This window comes from Pseudomonas sp. R151218B TE3479, from assembly GCF_053629195.1.
On record NZ_JBRJHV010000001.1, the window covers coordinates 6,208,403 to 6,226,428 of the forward strand.

Sequence of the window (18,026 nt, forward strand, 5' to 3'; positions counted from 1 at the left end):
ATGCTCTACCCCATGAAGGGCCATGTACAGGCCGATTACTCATGCCAGCGAAAGGGATATCAGATGTTCCCAGGGTTCTATAGTCAGCATCAAAGTGGTGCACGGACATGAGCCTGCCTTTGGATAAAACCAATCGGCGGATCCTCATCGTCGACGACACCCCGACCATCCATGAGGATTTTCGCAAGATCCTCTGCCCCCAGATGAACGCCGAAGACAACCTGAGCAGCGCCGAAGAGGCTTTGTTCGGCGCGCCGGTGGCCGTTGCCGCCATGAGTTTCGTGCTCGATTCGGCGTTCCAGGGCATGGAAGCGTTGAACAAGGTCGAGACGGCGCTGGCCCAAGGGCAGCCCTTCGCCATGGCGTTCATCGACATGCGCATGCCGCCGGGCTGGGACGGCCTGGAAACCATCGAACGGCTGTGGCGCGCCGACCCCAAGCTGCAAGTGGCCCTGTGCACCGCGTACTCGGATTATTCCTGGGAAGACATTTCCGAGCGCCTCGAACTGGGCGACCGTCTGCTCATCCTGAAAAAACCCTTCGACGCCATCGAGATCCGCCAGATGGCCAGCGCCTTGACCGTCAAATGGCAGATGACCGAGGACGCGGCGCTGAAAATGGACATGCTCGAACGGGCGGTCGAGGAACGCACCCGCGAGTTGGCCGACGCCAACATCATCGTGCAGAACAGCCCGACCATTCTCTATCGCCTGCGGGGCGAGCCGCCGTTCGCGTTGATGTACATCTCCCATAACATCACCAAGTTCGGTCATTCCGCGGCGCAACTGATCAACGCGCCGGACTGGGCGCAAACCCTGATCCATCCCGACGACCAGGACAAAGTCCAGGAGGCCATGGTCCGCGTCCTCGACCGTGACACTGCCGGGGCTTCCATCGAGTTTCGCATGCGCACTGGCGACGACACGTTCCGCTGGGTGGAGAACCGCTACATTCCGGTGCGCAACGACCAGGGCCTGCTGCTGGAAGTGGAAGGCATCATCCTCGACATCACCGAGCGCAAGCTGGCCGAAGAGAAGATCGCCCTGCTCGCCCGCACCGACGGCCTGACCGGGCTGGCCAACCGCGCCACCATGATCGAGCGCCTGCACCAGGCCTTTGCCGCCGCTCGTCGGGGAGCGGCGCCGTTTGCCATGTTCTACCTGGACCTGGACCACTTCAAACGCATCAACGACACCTTGGGCCATCCCATCGGCGACCTGCTGCTGCAGGAAGTCGCCGCCCGCATCAAATCCTGTACCCGGGAAAACGATGTGGTGGCGCGCCTGGGCGGCGACGAATTCGCCCTGCTGCAACTGGACGTCCATGAAGCGACCCACTGCGCCGCGCTGGCGGGCAAGATCCGCGATGCCCTCGTGGCGCCGTACTCCCTGGACGGCAACGACGTGCGAATCTCGGTGAGCATCGGCATCGCCCTGTACACCCCGCAGAGCCTGAGCGCCGACAGCCTGATGGCGCAATCCGACATGGCCCTGTACCGCTCCAAGGAAAAGGGTCGCAACCAGTATCACTTTCACAATGAGGAAATTAACCAGGAAGTCACCGACCGGGTCGCCCTGGCCAACGATCTGCGCCAAGCCATCGAAAACCAGGAACTGCACCTGCACTACCTGCCCGAAGTCGACCTCGGCTCCGGCAAGATCCTCGGCATGGGCGTGCAGGTGCGCTGGAACCACCCCCAACGGGGCTGGCTGGAACCGGAGGCCTTCATGCCAGCGGCCGAGAAGACCGGGATCATCATTGGCCTGGGACATTGGGTGCTGGACCAGGCCTGCCAACAGATGCGCCAATGGCGCGACCAGGGCATGGCGCCGCCGGTGATCGCCATCGACCTGTCCCTGACCCAGCTCAAGACCGGCCCGGAACTGATCTACGACGTGCTGCGCACCACCGCCCGCTGGGAGCTGGCACCCTGGGACCTGCGTTTCGACGTCACCGAAGCCACCCTGGCCCAGACCAAGTGGACTCACAACGACGTGCTGCCGCGCCTCTGCGAATTGGGCGTGCAAATCGCCATCGATGACTTCGGCACCGAATATTCCTCGTTCGATTACCTCAAGACCTACCGGGTCAATCACCTCAAGCTCGCCCAGCGCTTTCTCGACAGCGCCAACGACGACCCGGAGAACGCCACGACGTTGCGGGCGATCATCAACTTCGCCCGGGACGTGGGCATCGGGATCATTGCCGAGGGCGTCGAGACCCAGGAGCAACGCACCACACTGATGTCCAGCGGCGGCGCGATGCAGGCCCAGGGGCATTACTTCAGCACCGTGGTCGACAGCGGCCAGGCCGCCGAACTGCTCAAGGCCGGCACGATCATTCCCGCGACAGACCACTGGACCCGACCAGCGAGCCAGCTATCGGAGAGCAATCCATGAACCCCATGTCGGTGCCTGCCAACCGGCGGATCCTGGTGGTGGACGACACGCCGGCGATCCACCAGGACTTTCGCAAGATCCTCAGCCCCAGCGCCGGCAGCGATGACTCGCTGGACGACACCGAAAGCCTGCTGTTCGGCACCCCACAGGTCAGCCGGCTGCAATTTCAGATCGACTCGGCCTACCAGGGCGAGGAGGCACTGGAACTGGTCAAGCGCGCCCAGGCCGAAGGCCAGCCCTATGCGCTGGTGTTCGCCGACATGCGCATGCCACCGGGCTGGGATGGCCTGCAAACCATCGAAGAATTGTGGAAAGCCGACCCGCGCCTGCAAATCGCCCTGTGCACGGCCTTCTCGGATTACTCCTGGGAAACCATGTCCGAACGGATCGAGTTCGATGATCAATTGCTGATTCTCAAGAAACCGTTCGACACCTTGGAAATCCGCCAGATGGCCAGCGCCATGACCTGGAAATGGCAACTGGCCCAGGACGCGGCGCGGAAAATGCGTAGCCTGGAACGCACGATCGAAGAGCGCGTCCAGGAATTGCTCAAGGTGTCCCACCTGCTGCAATACGACGTGCTCACCGAGTTGCCCAACAGCATGCTGCTTGGCGATCGCCTGACCCAGGCCATGGCCCAGTGCCGTCGGCACGACCGCCAACTGGCGGTGATGTTCATCGGCCTGGACCGTTTCAAGCGCATCAACAACGCGCTGGGCCATCCGGTGGGCGACGAAATGCTCAAGCGCGTGGCCCGGGCGCTGGCGAGCGTGGTGCGTGAATCCGATTCGGTGTTCCGCTACGGTTCCGATGAATTCGTGGTGATCATGGGGGACATCGCCGAGGCGCAGCAAACCAAAGGCGTGGCCGAAAAACTGCTGGCGGCCATCAGCACCCCCCAGCCTATCGACGGCCATGACCTGAGCGTCACCGCGAGCCTGGGCATCAGCGTGTACCCGAGCGACGGCTTCGACGCCGTGGCGCTGATCAAGAAAGCCGAGACGGCAATGCGCAACGTCAAGGAAACCGGCCCCAACGACTACCGTTTCTTCACCGAGGACATGAACCGCCGGGCACGGCAGCAACAGACCATCGAATCGGGCCTGCGCCTGGCCCTGCAGCGCAAGGAATTCGTGCTGCATTACCAACCCAAGCTCGATCTCAAGAGCGGCAAGGTGGTCGGGGTCGAGGCGTTGGTGCGCTGGAACAGGCCGGAACATGGCCTGGTCTACCCGGCGGATTTCATTCCGGTGGCCGAGGACAGCGGCTTGATCGTGCCGCTGAGCCAATGGGTACTCCAGGAAGCCTGCCAGCAGGCCTGCCGTTGGCAAGCCCAGGGCATGCGGCCGCTGTGCCTGTCGGTGAACATCTCGGCCATCGATTTTCGCCAGCGCGGCTTCGTCGAAGGCATCGCCCGCACCCTCAAGGAAACCGGCCTGGACCCGACACAGTTAGAACTGGAGATCACCGAAAGCGTACTGATGCAGAACATCGATACCACGGTCGCCATCCTCAAGGCCATCAAACAACAGGGGATACGCCTGGCCATCGACGATTTCGGCACCGGCTATTCGAGCCTGAGCTACTTGCAGAAATTTCCGGTGGATGTGCTGAAGATCGACCAGTCGTTCGTCGGTGACCTGAGCATCGATAGCAATGACGCCAAGCTGGTGAGCACCATCATCAGCCTGGGCAAGAGCCTGAACCTGCACATCATCGCCGAAGGGGTGGAAACCCTTGAGCAGCTTGAATTTCTCAAGAAGCACCAATGCGAGGAAGCCCAGGGTTACTACTTCAGCAAGGCCGTCGAACCGCAGGCCTTTGCCGATTGGATGACCGAGTGGGAAAAACGCCAGAACCCGTTTTCGTGAACAACTGAGTCCTCAACCAAAGTTTCAAGGAAAACATCCCATGGCGTTACATGGACTGATTCTGGCGCTCGGCCTGCTCGTGGGAGCAAGCGTAACCGCTCACGCCGCCCCCCTGGATGAACCTCTCAAGCCCCTGCCCCCGGTGCCGGCCCTGGACCCCAAGCGCGTCCAGTTGGGGCTGCGGCTGTTCAATGACCCACGGCTATCCGTCAACAACACCCTGTCCTGTGCCAGTTGCCATCGCCTGGACAAGGGTGGCGCCGACGACAAACCGTTTTCCCTGGGCTTCGACGGCAAGCCGGTGGAGGTCAATACACCTACCGTGTTCAACGCCGGCCTGAACTTCCATCAGTTCTGGGATGGCCGCGTCGATACGTTGGAAGAACAGGTCCACGAGGTCGTGACCAGTCCGGTGGAAATGGGCAGCACCTGGGAGTCGGTGGTCAAGCGTATCGCCGATGACCCCGGCTACGCCAAGGACTTCAAGGACGCCTATCCCGATGGCGTGACCAAGCCCAATATCCAGAGCGCCCTGGCCGACTACGAACGCACCTTGCAAACACCCAATTCGCGTTTTGACCAGTACCTGCTGGGCAATACCGACGCCCTCACGCCCCGGGAAAAGTTCGGTTATCAGCGTTTCAAGGAGTACGGCTGCATCGCTTGCCACCAGGGCGTGAACATCGGCGGCAACATGTTCCAGAAATTCGGCGTCATGGGTGACTACATCGGCGACCGGGGCAACCCCACCCGCGCCGACGAAGGACGCTTCAACATCACCGGCGATGAAGCGGACCGCCAGGTCTTCAAGGTGCCCAGCCTGCGCAACGTGGCCGTCACCGCGCCGTATTTCCATGACGGGTCGGCGACGACTCTGGAACACGCGGTGGAGGTGATGTTCAAGTACCAACTGGGTCGTGAGCCTCTCAAGAACGATACGACACTGATCGTCGAGTTCCTCAAGACCCTGACAGGTGAATCGGAGGGCAAGCCCCTATGACCACTCTGCGCCGCCTCGGTCTTGCCTTCATCGGCCTGTTACTGGCTTCGGTCCTGCTGTTCATGTACGTCAATTCGGGGGCCCAGCAGGCCGCCTCGTACATTGAATCCCGTGACCTGATCCGCCTGCTCAAGCAACAGGACGCCATCTGGGACAACGAAGTCCTCAAGTCGCGAATCGCCCTGACCCACAACTACGACCCGTTGGTCTCCCCCCTGCACGAAATGGCACGCCTGTGGCAGCGTCTGGACGCCATCGAATCGGAACCGGGACGCCACGGAGCGTCACTCTGGGAGGCCCAGCGCGACGAATACCTCAAGCTGGTCAAGGAAAAAACCCGCCTGATAGAACAGTTCAAGTCCCATAACGCGGTGTTGCGTAACTCCCTGGCCTTTCTGCCCACCGGTGAGGACGACATCCAGGGCCAGTTCGCCCGGCTGCCCGACACGTACAAACTGGAGTTGCAGAACGTTGCCATCGACACTTACGACCTGTTGCTCAGCAGTATGGAGTTCGCCCAGGTCAGCTCCCCGGAGATCGCAGCCGAGGTCCTGCTGGGCTTGAACCAGTTGGATGTCAACAAGGAACGCCTGCCTGAGGGGTTGCTCAACTCCATCGAAGTCCTGCGCAGACACATCGGGGTGATCCTGCGCGAACAGCCAAAGGTCAATGAGTTATTGCTGGGCATCGAAGCGATCCCCGTGGCCGATCGCCTGGACACCATCACCAACCTGCTCGAGAAAGACCAGGAAAAAGCCGCCGCCAAATACGAGCGCAACCACATTTACTTGCTGGTGTTCGCCACGTTCCTGGTGCTGATTCTGATCTGGCTGGCGATTCGCCTGATACGCAGCTTCGCCGAAATCAATCGAGTCAACAGCGCCCTGCAGAGCGCCAACGACGAGCTGGAACAACGGGTCGAGGAGCGTACCCGCCAGCTCAAGGACACCCAGAGCGAGTTGATGGACACCGCCCGCCAGGCCGGCATGGCGGAAATCGCCACCAACGTGTTGCACAACGTCGGCAACGTCCTCAACAGCGTGAACATCTCCGCCGACCTGGTCAGCCGCAAACTGCGCAGCAGCAAGGCCCTGGGGCTGGGCAAGGCGATGCAATTGATCAACGAACACACCGATGACCTCGGACACTTCCTCACCGAGGACGCCAAGGGCAAGTTGCTGCCCGGTTACCTCAACCAGCTGGTGGAGGCCATCGCATCGGAGCAGCAGAGCCTGACCGAAGAACTGGCCCAATTGAGCAAGAGCGTGGACCACATCAAGGACATCGTCTCCACCCAGCAATCCTATGCTGGCGCCAGCAGCCTGCTCGAGCCCCTGGTGGTCAGCGAACTGCTCGAAGACGCTTTGCGCATGAACTCCGGCGCCCTGACCCGCCATCATGTTACGGTGATCAAGGAATACGGCGACGTGCCGCGGATCATGGGCGACAAGCACCGTTTGCTGCTGATCCTGATCAACCTGATCAGCAATGCCAAGTACGCCATGGCCGGGGTGTCCAACGATGCGCGGAACATGACCCTCAAGGCCACCGTCGTCGATGGCCAGACCCTGCAAATCAGCGTCAAGGACGAAGGCGAAGGCATCCCGGAGGAAAACATGACGCGCATCTTCGCCCATGGTTTTACCACGCGTAAGGAAGGCCACGGCTTTGGTCTGCACAGCTGCGCATTGGCGGCCATCGAAATGAACGGCCACCTCACCGCCCACAGTGAGGGGCCAGGCAAAGGGGCGACATTCCAATTGCAAGTGCCCCTGAAACTTGCAGAAGGTGAACCATGAACAGCATGAGTAACCGCCGCATCCTGTTGATCGACGATACACCCGCCATTCATGAAGATTTTCGCAAGATCCTCACCCCGGAGGATGAAAGCAACACGGATTTGCAGGACATGGAAAGCGCGCTGTTTGGCGAAGCGCCGAAACCTGCCGCCACCGTGTTCGAACTCGACTCGGCCTACGGTGGGCAGGAAGGCCTGAGCAAATTGCTGGAGGCCATGGCCAAGGAGCGTCCCTATGCCCTGGCCTTTGTCGACATGCGCATGCCCGAAGGCTGGGATGGCGCAAAGACCATCGAAGAACTCTGGAAGCGCGACCCGCAGTTGCAAGTGGTGGTTTGCACCGCCTATTCGGATTACTCCTGGGATGAATTGCTCGACCGTCTGAACGGCCACGACCGCTTGCTGATCCTGAAGAAGCCGTTCGACAACATCGAAGTCCAGCAGATGGCCAACACCCTGACCACCAAATGGGAAATGACCTCTCGCGCGCAACTGAAAATGAACAAGCTCGAAGACCTGGTAGAACAACGCACCCAGGCCTTCCGACAGGCCAGCGAACTGCTGCAGATGGAGATCGACGAACGCAAGATGCTGGAAACCCAGTTGGTGCAATCGGAAAAGCTCGCCTCGCTGGGCCAGTTGGCGGCCGGGGTGGCCCACGAGATCAACAACCCGATCGGCTTCATTTCTTCCAACCTGGGGGCGCTGGACGGCTACTTCGGCAAACTCCAGGAAATGCTCACCGCCTACGGCAGCGCCGAGGAGGCCATCGCCTCGCCGGAGCTGGTGGTGAACTTGAGAAAGCTGCGCGAACAGGTGGAGCTGGACTTCCTGGTCGAAGACATCCCCCTGCTGATCAAGGAATCCAAGGATGGCATTGGCCGGGTCGGGCAGATCGTCAAGGACCTGAAGGACTTCTCCCGCGTTGATTCCAGCCAGGAATGGCAGATGGCCAATTTGCAGCAGGGCATGGATTCGACGTTGAACATCGTCGCCAATGAAATCAAGTACAAGGCCGACGTGGTCAAGGAATACACACCCTTGCCGGAGGTGGAATGCCTGCCGTCGCAGATCAACCAGGTGATCATGAACCTGATCGTCAACGCCGCCCAGGCCATCGGTCCCGAACGCGGCACCATCACCCTGCGCAACGGGGTCGGTGAAGAAACCGTCTGGATCGAAGTGGCGGACAACGGCTCGGGCATTCCCCCCGAGACCCTGCAGAAAATCTTCGACCCATTCTTCACCACCAAACCCATCGGCCAAGGCACGGGGCTCGGGCTGTCGTTGTCCTACGGTATCGTGAAAAAACACAACGGCGAGATCACCGTACGCAGCGAAGTCGGCGTCGGCACCACCTTCCGCGTGGAGTTACCGTTGCGGCAGATGAAGCAGGCGAGCTGAGCCACCCCGGCGGTTCAAACGGTGGGAGCGAGCTCCCTCACCACAACTGCCGAGCATCGCCGCCAATTCAATTGTAGGAGCGAGCTTGCTCGCGATAGCGGTGGGTCAGTCAATGCGGGGGTCGAGTGGGCGACCGCCATCGCGAGCAAGCTCGCTCCCACAGGTTTTTCCGGCGCTCGTTTTTCCAGCCAACATACAGCCCCTGTGGCAAGGGAGCTGCATTCCAAGCTAATGTCTCGCCAATCGCTCTCCCCCAAGGAAACCGTATGAGCCTGTCTCTGCTGAGTCGTTACGCCTTCTTTGCTGGCTGTGTCATCTTCACCCTCGCCAGCCTGCCATTCCTGCAACACGACTGGCTCTGGCCCATTACGCTGGTGACCGGGCTGTTGAGCCTGTTGGGGGTGTTCGACCTGCTGCAAAGCCGCCATGCCGTACGGCGCAACTACCCGATCCTGGGCAATATCCGCTACCTGGTCGAAGGCATCCGCCCGGAGATCCGCCAGTACCTGCTCGAATCCGACAGCGATGCCCTGCCCTTCTCCCGGGCCCAACGCTCGCTGGTGTACTCCCGGGCCAAGAACGAAAGCGCCGACAAACCGTTCGGCACCTTGATCGACGTGTACCAGACCGGCTTCGAATTCATCGGCCATTCCATGCGCCCGGCCCCGCTGAGCGACCCCAGCGGTTTTCGCGTGACCGTCGGCGGCCCGCAGTGCACGCAGCCGTACTCAGCGTCGGTGTTCAATATCTCGGCCATGAGTTTCGGCTCCCTGAGCGCCAATGCCATCCGGGCATTGAACCAGGGCGCGAAGCTGGGCAACTTCGCCCATGACACCGGTGAAGGCAGCATCAGCCCCTACCACCGTGAACACGGTGGCGACCTGACCTGGGAACTGGGCAGCGGTTATTTTGGCTGTCGCACCAGCGACGGGCGCTTCGACCCCGAACGTTTCGCCGTCCAGGCACAGAACCCGCAGGTGCGGATGATCGAAATCAAGATGAGCCAGGGCGCCAAGCCCGGCCACGGCGGGATCCTGCCCAAGCACAAGGTCACCCGGGAAATCGCCGAGACCCGTGGCATCCTCATGGGTGAGGACTGTATTTCGCCGTCATGCCACAGCGCGTTTTCCACGCCGATCGAACTGATGCAGTTCGTTCAGCAACTGCGTGAGCTGTCCGGGGGCAAACCGGTGGGCTTCAAATTCTGCCTGGGCCATCCCTGGGAATTCATGGGCATCGCCAAGGCGATGCTGGAAACCGGGATCCTGCCCGACTTCATCGTGGTGGACGGCAAGGAAGGCGGCACGGGCGCGGCGCCAGTGGAGTTCACCGATCACATTGGCGTGCCGCTGCGCGAGGGCCTGTTGTTCGTGCACAACACCCTGGTGGGCCTGAACCTGCGGGACAAGATCAAGCTCGGCGCCAGTGGCAAGATCGTCAGCGCCTTCGACATCGCCAGCGTCCTGGCCATCGGCGCCGACTGGGCCAACGCCGCGCGCGGCTTCATGTTCGCCATCGGCTGCATCCAGTCCCAGAGTTGCCACACCAACAAATGCCCCACCGGCGTCGCCACCCAGGACACCCTGCGCCAGCGCGCCCTGGTCGTCCCGGACAAGGCCCAGCGGGTCTACAACTTCCACCGCAACACCCTCAAGGCCCTGGCCGAAATGCTCGCCGCCGCCGGGCTCGAGCACCCGTCGCAATTGCAGCCCAAGCATTTGGTGCGGCGGATGTCGGCTACCGAGGTCAAGTTGTTCTCTGAGTTGCATGTGTTTTTGAAACCGGGGGAATTGCTCACGGGTGAGGTCAATGGGGCGTTTTATTCGCGGATGTGGCAGATGGCTCGGGCGGATAGTTTTGAGCCGGAGAAAATAGTGGCAGCGTGACTATCGCCACCATCCCCTAATGTACCCTTCGGAACCTGTTAAATCTTTCATGACAATAAAATCACCTGACTCAGTGACATAAAATGAATAGAACTTCCTGTCTACCACCCGCCTATAAGTCTTGCCCTCAGCCGTCGCCGCATCAAAAGCGGCGCGCCCCTCTGAAACCACATTATTAATACCGTACTGAGGTAAAGTATTTGGGCGGAGCACCATACTGGAGCTGCTCAAAAGGTAGCGCAACGCCGGCATATAATTTATGGCACCCTGCGCTTTGGGCAACCACTTCCCATTAATAGGGGGCTCAATATAATAAAGCACAGGGGAATTGCGAAATTCTTTTGTTGCGATAATGTCATAAGCTATAAACATTGCCATGGCCGTCTCAAGCTCTTTTTTTGCGATAAGAACTTGCCCATAGCCGTAACTAAACGAATACATCGCCAAAACTGGTATCACCAAAAGCATTCGCAACCCAGCACGCCCCAAAACTTCACGACTCATCAGCAGCAAAAAAAACAATACTACAGAAAACCCCAGATAGTTCCGCGCTTCCAAATTAGGATCCAGCACGAATAACATCGGACCGGGGACACAAACTATCAGCACAGGCGGTACGCATAGACAGGCCCCTAAAACTAAAATTTTTTCGCCCCTACCACCGGCCAGTGCTAAAACATTCTTAATGACTAGGACATATCCCACGCCGGCTACGATCACCATTAAAATAGAAAAAAATCCATTTCCGGCGTTGATCAACTCGAACACTTTTTCCATAGAGAACTTAAATTTCCTAACGACCTCTCCAAGCCAGTGCGAATCGAACTCTGCCAGCGAACCGCGCCTATCGCTCGTCAGTTTGAAAGCGGTAAAATAATAAAAAATCCCCCCCAAAAAAAGCTGTAAACCACGCAACCCAATTTCTCTCAACACTTCCTGCGCCGGCTTTCCATTTCTAACATTCCACAAACACTCCATACAGCACAACCCAATAAAAACTGTAATCACCAATTGATAAATACTTAGCAGCACCGCTATTAAAATAGCCGACACGCACCCTCGCAGGTAACTATTGCGAACATGACAGGTTATAGAAAAAACAGCAGCCACAACTGCTAACATCATACCCGGCCCATCATATTGAAAACTAATGTTACCTAAAAAAAAAGGATTACAGAGCAGTGGGAGCACTACGAGACACGCTGTCCACTCGGGGCGAGGAAAATACCATAACGTCAGCCTAGTCATCGCACATGCAAATGCAAAAGTAGCAATTAACAATGGAAGCGGGAAAATATTAATGGTTGCATTGTTAAACGCCATAAGCTTCGTAACTACTTCAGCCAGCACTCTGCCGTGAATTCTCCACCAGTCATCGATCGCCAATATTTCCCGCCAACTATCGTCTACATAGGCGTAATCGGCATGAACAATAGGGTATACGTACACAAAAGAAGCTACCGTAAAAAACAATAGCACCTCTTTTTTGCTAAGTACCTTCGTTATTCGCATAGGTTACTCGTGCAATCGCCAACAGTGCAGATAGATCTTTCATCTTGGTGCCTTGCCATTCCCCTGTTGGCAAGCTTCCAAGCTAGACTGCGGTCCGATGCGGGTCTACTGTCAGAACTTACAGGTCAGCTACAGTCTTCGACGGACGGTCAATCACAGCTCAATGAAAAAGCCCCAGTCACTGACCGGGGCTTTCTTTTATATCGCGGTTAATTTACGACACTGACCGCACCGAGCCGTGGGTTTCGCCCGTCGGCTGCAACTTGAATACATAAAACAACACCGTCAACAACACCAGGAACGCCGGACCGACATACAACGCCACCCGTGTATCAGGGAAGTACGCCATCAGCCCCACCACCAGCACCAAAAATGCCAACGCCAGGTACGAGCTGACCGGGTACAGCCACATCCGGTACTTCAAGGCCGCACGCTCCGAAGCACTCAAGCTTTTGCGGAATTTGAGCTGGGCCAGCAGGATCATTACCCAGGTCCAGATCGCGCCGAAGGTGGCGATGGAGGTCACCCAGACGAAGACCTTTTCCGGCACCAGGTAATTGAGCAGCACGCCCAGCAGCAGCGCGGCGATGGACAGCAGCAATGCGCGACGCGGCACGCCGTTGGTCGAGGTCTTGGCGAAACCAGCCGGGGCCTGACCGTTCTGCGCCAGGCTGTAGAGCATCCGCCCGGTGCTGAAGATGCCGCCGTTACAGGACGACAGTGCGGCGGTGATCACCACGAAGTTGATGATGCCAGCGGCGGTCTTGATGCCCAGGCGCTCGAAGGTCATCACGAACGGGCTGCCCTGGGTGCCGATCTCGTTCCACGGGTAGATCGACAGGATCACGAACAACGCGCCGACGTAAAACAGCAGGATCCGCCAGAACACCGAACCGATGGCGTTGGGGATGGTTTTCTGTGGGTTCTTCGCTTCACCGGCGGTCAGGCCGATCATCTCCACGCCCAAGTAGGCGAACATGACCATTTGCAGGGACATCAACACGCCGGACACGCCGTTGGGCATGAAGCCGCCGTGGGCCCAGAGGTTGGAAATGCCCAGGGCCACACCGTCGTTGCCGAAGCCAAAGGCGATGATGCCGACGCCGCCGATGACCATGGCGATGATGGTGACAATCTTGATCAGGGCGAACCAGAATTCGAACTCACCGAAGGCCTTGACTGCGATCAGGTTGATCGAGCCCATGCTGACCAGTGCCGCCAAGGCCCAGATCCAGCGGGGCACGTCGGGGAACCAGATGCCCATGTACACCGCCACGGCGGTGATCTCCGCCACACAGGTCACCAGCCACAGGAACCAGTAGTTCCAACCGGTCAGGAAACCTGCCAGTGGGCCGAGGTAATCCTGGGCATAGCGGCTGAACGAACCGGCCACCGGGTTGTGCACGGCCATTTCACCGAGGGCGCGCATGATCACCAGGATCGCCAGGCCGCCAATGATGTAGGACAGCATGATCGCCGGGCCGGCCATTTCGATGGCCTTGGCCGAACCAAGGAACAGCCCGACACCGATGCAGGCGCCAAGCGCCATCAGGCGGATATGCCGCTCGCCGAGCTCACGTTTGAGCGGACCGCCCTGGGCGGTCTCGCCATGGGGCAGATGATTGCCGACAGGCATAGGGATAACCTCGTCTTGTTATTGGATTAGCCACCGAGTGTCCAAAGCCACAGGCCGGTAAGCCTGCCGCCTTGCCGAAACCGGGTCTGTCTTGTGGGCAGACCGTCCTGTGGAACGACAACCTCAGGATCAGCGGGTCGTGCAGTATAAAAAGCCAGGGATAGAGAGATTCACTGTAAAACCAGGGAAATTCAGGGATAAGCCTCCGCCAGAATCGGCTTTTGGAGAGGTGTTGTCTTGGATTCGGGTCACTCGGAAACGCCGCCGAGTATTGCACAGAGATGGTGCAGCGTCATGTTTTGGCATGGAGCGATGGCTCTAGCGCAAGGCTTTCCGGACACCACTGCCCGTTATGATGGGGATTATCTGTGGCAGGGGATTTATTTGTGGCGAGGGGATTTATCCCCGTTGGGCTGCGCAGCAGCCCCTCAACCGCAGCCCGGGTATTTCTGAACAATCGAGTTGCCTGTATTGGGGCTGCTTCGCAGCCCAGCGGGGATAAATCCCCTCGCCACAGAATCCCACCGCAGCTACATCTCCTCAGCACAGGGAATCCATGTTCCCCGGTCCAGACAGGCAACATGAGTCACTTCAAAGCCAGGCAGTATCCCAGAGAGGGTAATCGCCAATACATTTCACCAGCCCAGCCCGCAGCGGATTATCAATGATGTAGTCGGCGGAGTGCCGCAGCTCTTCATTGTCACGAATCGCGCGGTCATGAAAGCCGCTTTGCCAAAGCGGACCAGAGGTTTCGGTCATGCTATTGACGCGATGGGTGCATCGAGCTTTGGTGGCACCGATGACACGACTCAGATGGCCGTCGTGGAGTTGCAGCAACCAGTGGAAATGATCCGGCATCACCACCCAGGCTAAAGAGTTCACCAGGCCAGAATCATGGGCCCATTTGAATTCTGCAACCAACAATCTTCCAACCTTCCAGTTGGCAAAAACAGGACGGCGCTGATGAGTAACGGCTGTCACCAGGTAGGCGCGTCCTTGTTCCGAATAACGTCCTCGACGCAAGCGATGTGAATTGGGGCGTGGATGCATTCCTTGCTTCCTTTGAGAGGGTTTGGATGCAGCGTAGCCATGCTGTTGTTTGATCGACGCTGAGAAGGTCGAGCGAATACTCCGAAGCTTATGTAGTACTTGTGACGTAGGGACTTATCTGTGGCGAGGGGATTTATCCCCGCTGGACTGCGAAGCTGTCCCCCAATTGCACCCCGGTGTATCTGGCAATTGAGTTATCTGCATTGGGGCTGCTTCGCAGCCCAGCGGGGATAAATCCCCTCGCCACAAAGGGATGCTACTGGCCAGGGCAGACCGTTGCCCACAATTTCCCCTCCCCCACGCCAACCACCGTCTAAGCTTCAAGCAAGTCCGATCAATCTGCTTAATGGATCAGTCGACTATGGGCGCTTTGTGGCAAACCGATTCAAATGAACCTGTGGTCCCGACTGAACGTATGGAAGAAGCGCCTTTACCTCAAAAAAAACGCCGCGCACGGCATGGCTGGCGGGCATTCTGGTTGTTGTTGCTGATTATCGTGGTGGTGGTCGGCCTCGCAGTGGCCAAGGAAATGCGCACGTCGCGGTTTCAGGCCCGGGAGCTCAGCAAGTATGCCGCGTCCCTGAGCTACTCGGTGCAGCCGGGGCCCAGCGATGCCATCGTCTACCCTGGCGCAGGCCCGTTCGACCGGCGCTTGGGCTACAGCGCGCTGGGGGAGTTCCTGCCGCGCCTGCTCAAGCGTGACTACGTCATCCAGGCCCAGGCGCGATTTTCGCCGGCATTGATGGGCTACGTCGAAAAAGGCCTGTTCGTGCCCTACGCGGAAAAGATCCAGGCTGGATTGACCATCACCGACTGCCGCGCCGCGCCGGTCTATCAGTTCAAGTACCCGCAGCAGCTGTATGCGAACTTCGAAGCGATCCCGCCCGTGGTGGTGCAGAGCCTGTTGTTCATCGAGAACCGTTTTCTGCTCGACCCCAAGCAACCCTTGGCCAACCCGGCCGTGGACTGGCCGCGCTTCGGCATGGCGGCCTGGTCGCAGGTCGCCAAGCTGTTGAACCTGCCGGGGCAATCCGCCGGGGGCAGCACCTTGGCCACACAACTGGAGAAATACCGTCACTCGCCTGAGGGCCTGACCGTGTCCGGCGCGGAGAAAATCCGCCAGATGATTTCCGCCAGCGTGCGCGCTTACCAGGCCGGCCCGCAAACCCTCGAGGCGCGGCAGCGGATCATCCGCGACTACCTCAACAGCGTGCCGCTTTCCGCCGTGCCGGGACATGGTGAAGTCCACGGCATGGCCGAAGGTTTGCGGGTCTGGTATGGCGCCGACTTCAATCGGGCCAATGAACGCTTGGCCAGCACCGCGACCGATCCCCAGAGCCTGGCGGAAAAAGGCCTGGCCTTGCGCGAGATGCTGTCGTTGATGATCGCCCAGCGCCGGCCCTCCCATTACCTGTCCAAGGGCCACGATGAACTGGCGCGCCTGACCGACAGCCACATCCGCCTGTTGGCACAGAACGGCGTGATCGACGCAGCGCTAGCCGCCGCGGCCCTGGCGAGCAAGGTCAGCTATCGCGACTGGGTCCAGGACCCGACCGTGCAGCCCAACGAAACCAACAAAGGCATCAGCGCCGCCCGCAGTCGCCTCGCCGCCCTGCTCAATCGTCCGCTGTACGACCTCGATCGCCTCGACCTGTCCGCCACCAGCACCTTGCAAAGCGATTTGCAGGCCCAGGCCACCGACTACCTCAAACGCTTGGCCGACCCGGCCTTCGCGACCGAGATCGGCCTGATGGGCGAACGCCTGCTGACCCCCACCAGCACCACCCAGGTGCGCTACAGCTTCACCCTGCTGGAACTGACCCCCGATGGCTCGCGCGTGCGGGTGCAGACCGACAGCACCGACCAGCCTTTCGACATCAACGAAGGCAGCAAGCTGGAACTGGGCTCCACCGCCAAGTTGCGGGTGCTCACCACCTACCTGCAGATCATCGCCGAACTGCACGAGCGTTACGCCCAGCAAACCCCGGCGGCGTTGAAGAAAACCGAAATCGCCGAGCAGGACCGCCTCTCCCGCTGGGCCGTCGACTACCTGATCCAGAACACCGACCGCAGCTTGCCGACGATGCTCGAGGCCGCGCTGGACCGGACCTATTCAGCCAGCCCCGGCGAGGCGTTCTTTACCGGCGGCGGGCTGCACACCTTCCACAACTTCCGCAGGGAAGACGACGGTCGCCTGCCCACGCTGCGCGACGCCTTGCGAGAATCCATCAACCTGCCGTTCATCCGCCTGATGCGCGACCTGGTGCGCTACGCCACCTATGCCGGGCCCAACAACAGCTCCGAACTGCTCAAGGACGACAAGGACCCGCGCCGCCAGGAATACCTGGCCCAGTTCGCCGACCGCGAAGGCACCTCGTTCCTGCTCAGGTTCTGGAAGAAATACCAGAAAAAGGACACCGCCCAGCGCCTGGAAACGTTCCTCGACGGCATGCGCCCTACCGCTATCCGTCTGGCCGCCGTACACCGCTATTTCTTTCCCAACGACAGCCAGGAGAGCTTCAACCGCTTCGTGCGCGCCCACTTGAAGTCGGCCAAGAGCGCCGAAAAACTCACCGACGAACGCCTCGAACGGCTCTACCAAAGCTATGGCCCCGGCGCCTATGACCTGCCGGACCAGGGCTTCATCGCCAAGGTCCACCCGCTGGACTTGTGGTTGATGGGTTACCTGCTGAACAACCCCGACGCCAAGTTCAGCCAGATCGTCAAGGCCAGCCAATTCGAGCGCCAGGAAGTCTATAGCTGGCTGTTCAAGAGCCGGCACAAGAGCGCCCGCGACAGTCGCATCCGCACCATGCTGGAAATCGAAGCCTTTCTGGATATCCACCAGCGCTGGCAGCAAGTGGGCTATCCGTTCGACCACCTGGTACCGTCGCTGGCCACCGCCATCGGCAGCTCCGGTGACCGCCCGGCTGCGCTTGCAGAACTGGTGGGCACCATCCTCAACGATGGCATCCGCCAACCGGCGCTGCGGGTGGACAGCCTCGACTTCGCCGTCGGCACGCCTTACGAGACACGGCTGGTGAACAACCCGGACAACGGCAAGCGCGTGATGCCGGTGGAAGTGGCCCGGGCCTTGCGCGGGGCGCTGTCCCAGGTGGTGGATGCCGGCACCGCGAAACGCGTGGCCGGCAGTTTCAAGCTGGCCGACGGCACGCCGCTGGCCATGGGCGGCAAGACCGGCACCGGCGACAACCGCATCGAAGCGGTCGGCTCCGGTGGACGAGTGATCAGTTCCAAATCGATCAACCGCACCGCCACCTTCGTGTTCTACATCGGCGACAGCCATTTCGGCACCCTCACCGCCTATGTACCAGGCGCGTCGGCGCAGAACTTCAAGTTCACCTCGGCCTTGCCGGTACAAGTACTCAAGGGCATGGCGCCGTTTCTCTCCCCCTACCTGCAACCGGGAAGCCATACCCAGTGCAAGCCGTTGGTGGCGGGGCAATGAG

At 59.7% G+C, this 18,026-nt stretch carries 9 protein-coding genes and 3 pseudogenes; 9 read left to right on the plus strand and 3 right to left on the minus strand.

The annotated features are described in order from the left end of the window. Positions 1-107: 107 nt before the first annotated feature. The 8 genes and pseudogenes from AB7M32_RS27115 to AB7M32_RS27150 all read left to right on the plus strand — a co-directional run bounded on the left by AB7M32_RS27115 (position 108) and on the right by AB7M32_RS27150 (position 10,358). Positions 108-2,399 carry a GGDEF/EAL domain-containing response regulator gene (locus AB7M32_RS27115; RefSeq protein WP_454251916.1) on the plus strand — a complete coding sequence of 764 codons (2,292 nt, stop codon included), beginning with the start codon at positions 108-110 and terminating at the stop codon, positions 2,397-2,399. After that, positions 2,396-4,270 carry an EAL domain-containing protein gene (locus AB7M32_RS27120; RefSeq protein ID WP_454251917.1) on the plus strand — a complete coding sequence of 625 codons (1,875 nt, stop codon included), beginning with the start codon at positions 2,396-2,398 and terminating at the stop codon, positions 4,268-4,270. Before AB7M32_RS27115 ends, AB7M32_RS27120 begins: the two co-directional genes overlap by 4 nt. A 40-nt stretch (positions 4,271-4,310) precedes the next feature. Beyond that, positions 4,311-5,270: a cytochrome-c peroxidase gene (locus AB7M32_RS27125; protein ID WP_454251918.1), complete on the plus strand. Its 960-nt coding sequence runs from the start codon at positions 4,311-4,313 to the stop codon at positions 5,268-5,270. Beyond that, a complete protein-coding gene (locus AB7M32_RS27130; RefSeq protein WP_454251919.1) occupies positions 5,267-7,069 on the plus strand; it encodes a DAHL domain-containing protein in 1,803 nt (600 codons plus the stop codon). Before AB7M32_RS27125 ends, AB7M32_RS27130 begins: the two co-directional genes overlap by 4 nt. 215 nt (positions 7,070-7,284) lie before the next feature. Beyond that, positions 7,285-7,503, plus strand: a pseudogene (locus AB7M32_RS27135) (response regulator); the annotation flags it as partial. A gap of 156 nt (positions 7,504-7,659) precedes the next feature. Beyond that, positions 7,660-7,746, plus strand: a pseudogene (locus tag AB7M32_RS27140) (hypothetical protein); the annotation flags it as partial. Between the two features lie 396 nt (positions 7,747-8,142). Continuing rightward, a pseudogene (locus tag AB7M32_RS27145) lies at positions 8,143-8,472 on the plus strand (sensor histidine kinase); the annotation flags it as partial. Between the two features lie 266 nt (positions 8,473-8,738). Beyond that, positions 8,739-10,358 (plus strand): FMN-binding glutamate synthase family protein, encoded by a 1,620-nt coding sequence (locus AB7M32_RS27150; protein ID WP_454251920.1) that lies wholly within the window; start codon positions 8,739-8,741, stop codon positions 10,356-10,358. Here the strand turns inward: AB7M32_RS27150 and AB7M32_RS27155 are convergent, their stop codons facing one another. The 3 genes from AB7M32_RS27155 to AB7M32_RS27165 form a co-directional block, all read right to left on the minus strand. After that, entirely contained in the window at positions 10,359-11,870 is a 1,512-nt protein-coding gene (locus AB7M32_RS27155; protein WP_454251921.1) for a glucosyltransferase domain-containing protein, read from the minus strand. Positions 11,871-12,084: 214 nt separating this feature from the next. Continuing rightward, the gene (locus AB7M32_RS27160; RefSeq protein WP_454251922.1) at positions 12,085-13,506 is read right to left on the minus strand and encodes an amino acid permease; all 1,422 of its coding nucleotides are present in this window, start codon (positions 13,504-13,506) and stop codon (positions 12,085-12,087) included. Between the two features lie 591 nt (positions 13,507-14,097). Further along, on the minus strand, positions 14,098-14,556 hold the full coding sequence (locus tag AB7M32_RS27165; RefSeq protein WP_454251923.1) for an REP-associated tyrosine transposase: 459 nt from the start codon (positions 14,554-14,556) through the stop codon (positions 14,098-14,100). A gap of 361 nt (positions 14,557-14,917) precedes the next feature. On the opposite strand from AB7M32_RS27165, the gene AB7M32_RS27170 reads away from it, so the two are divergent. Continuing rightward, complete coding sequence (locus AB7M32_RS27170) at positions 14,918-18,025, plus strand: transglycosylase domain-containing protein (protein WP_454251924.1); 3,108 nt, start codon at positions 14,918-14,920, stop codon at positions 18,023-18,025. Position 18,026: the final 1 nt, after the last annotated feature.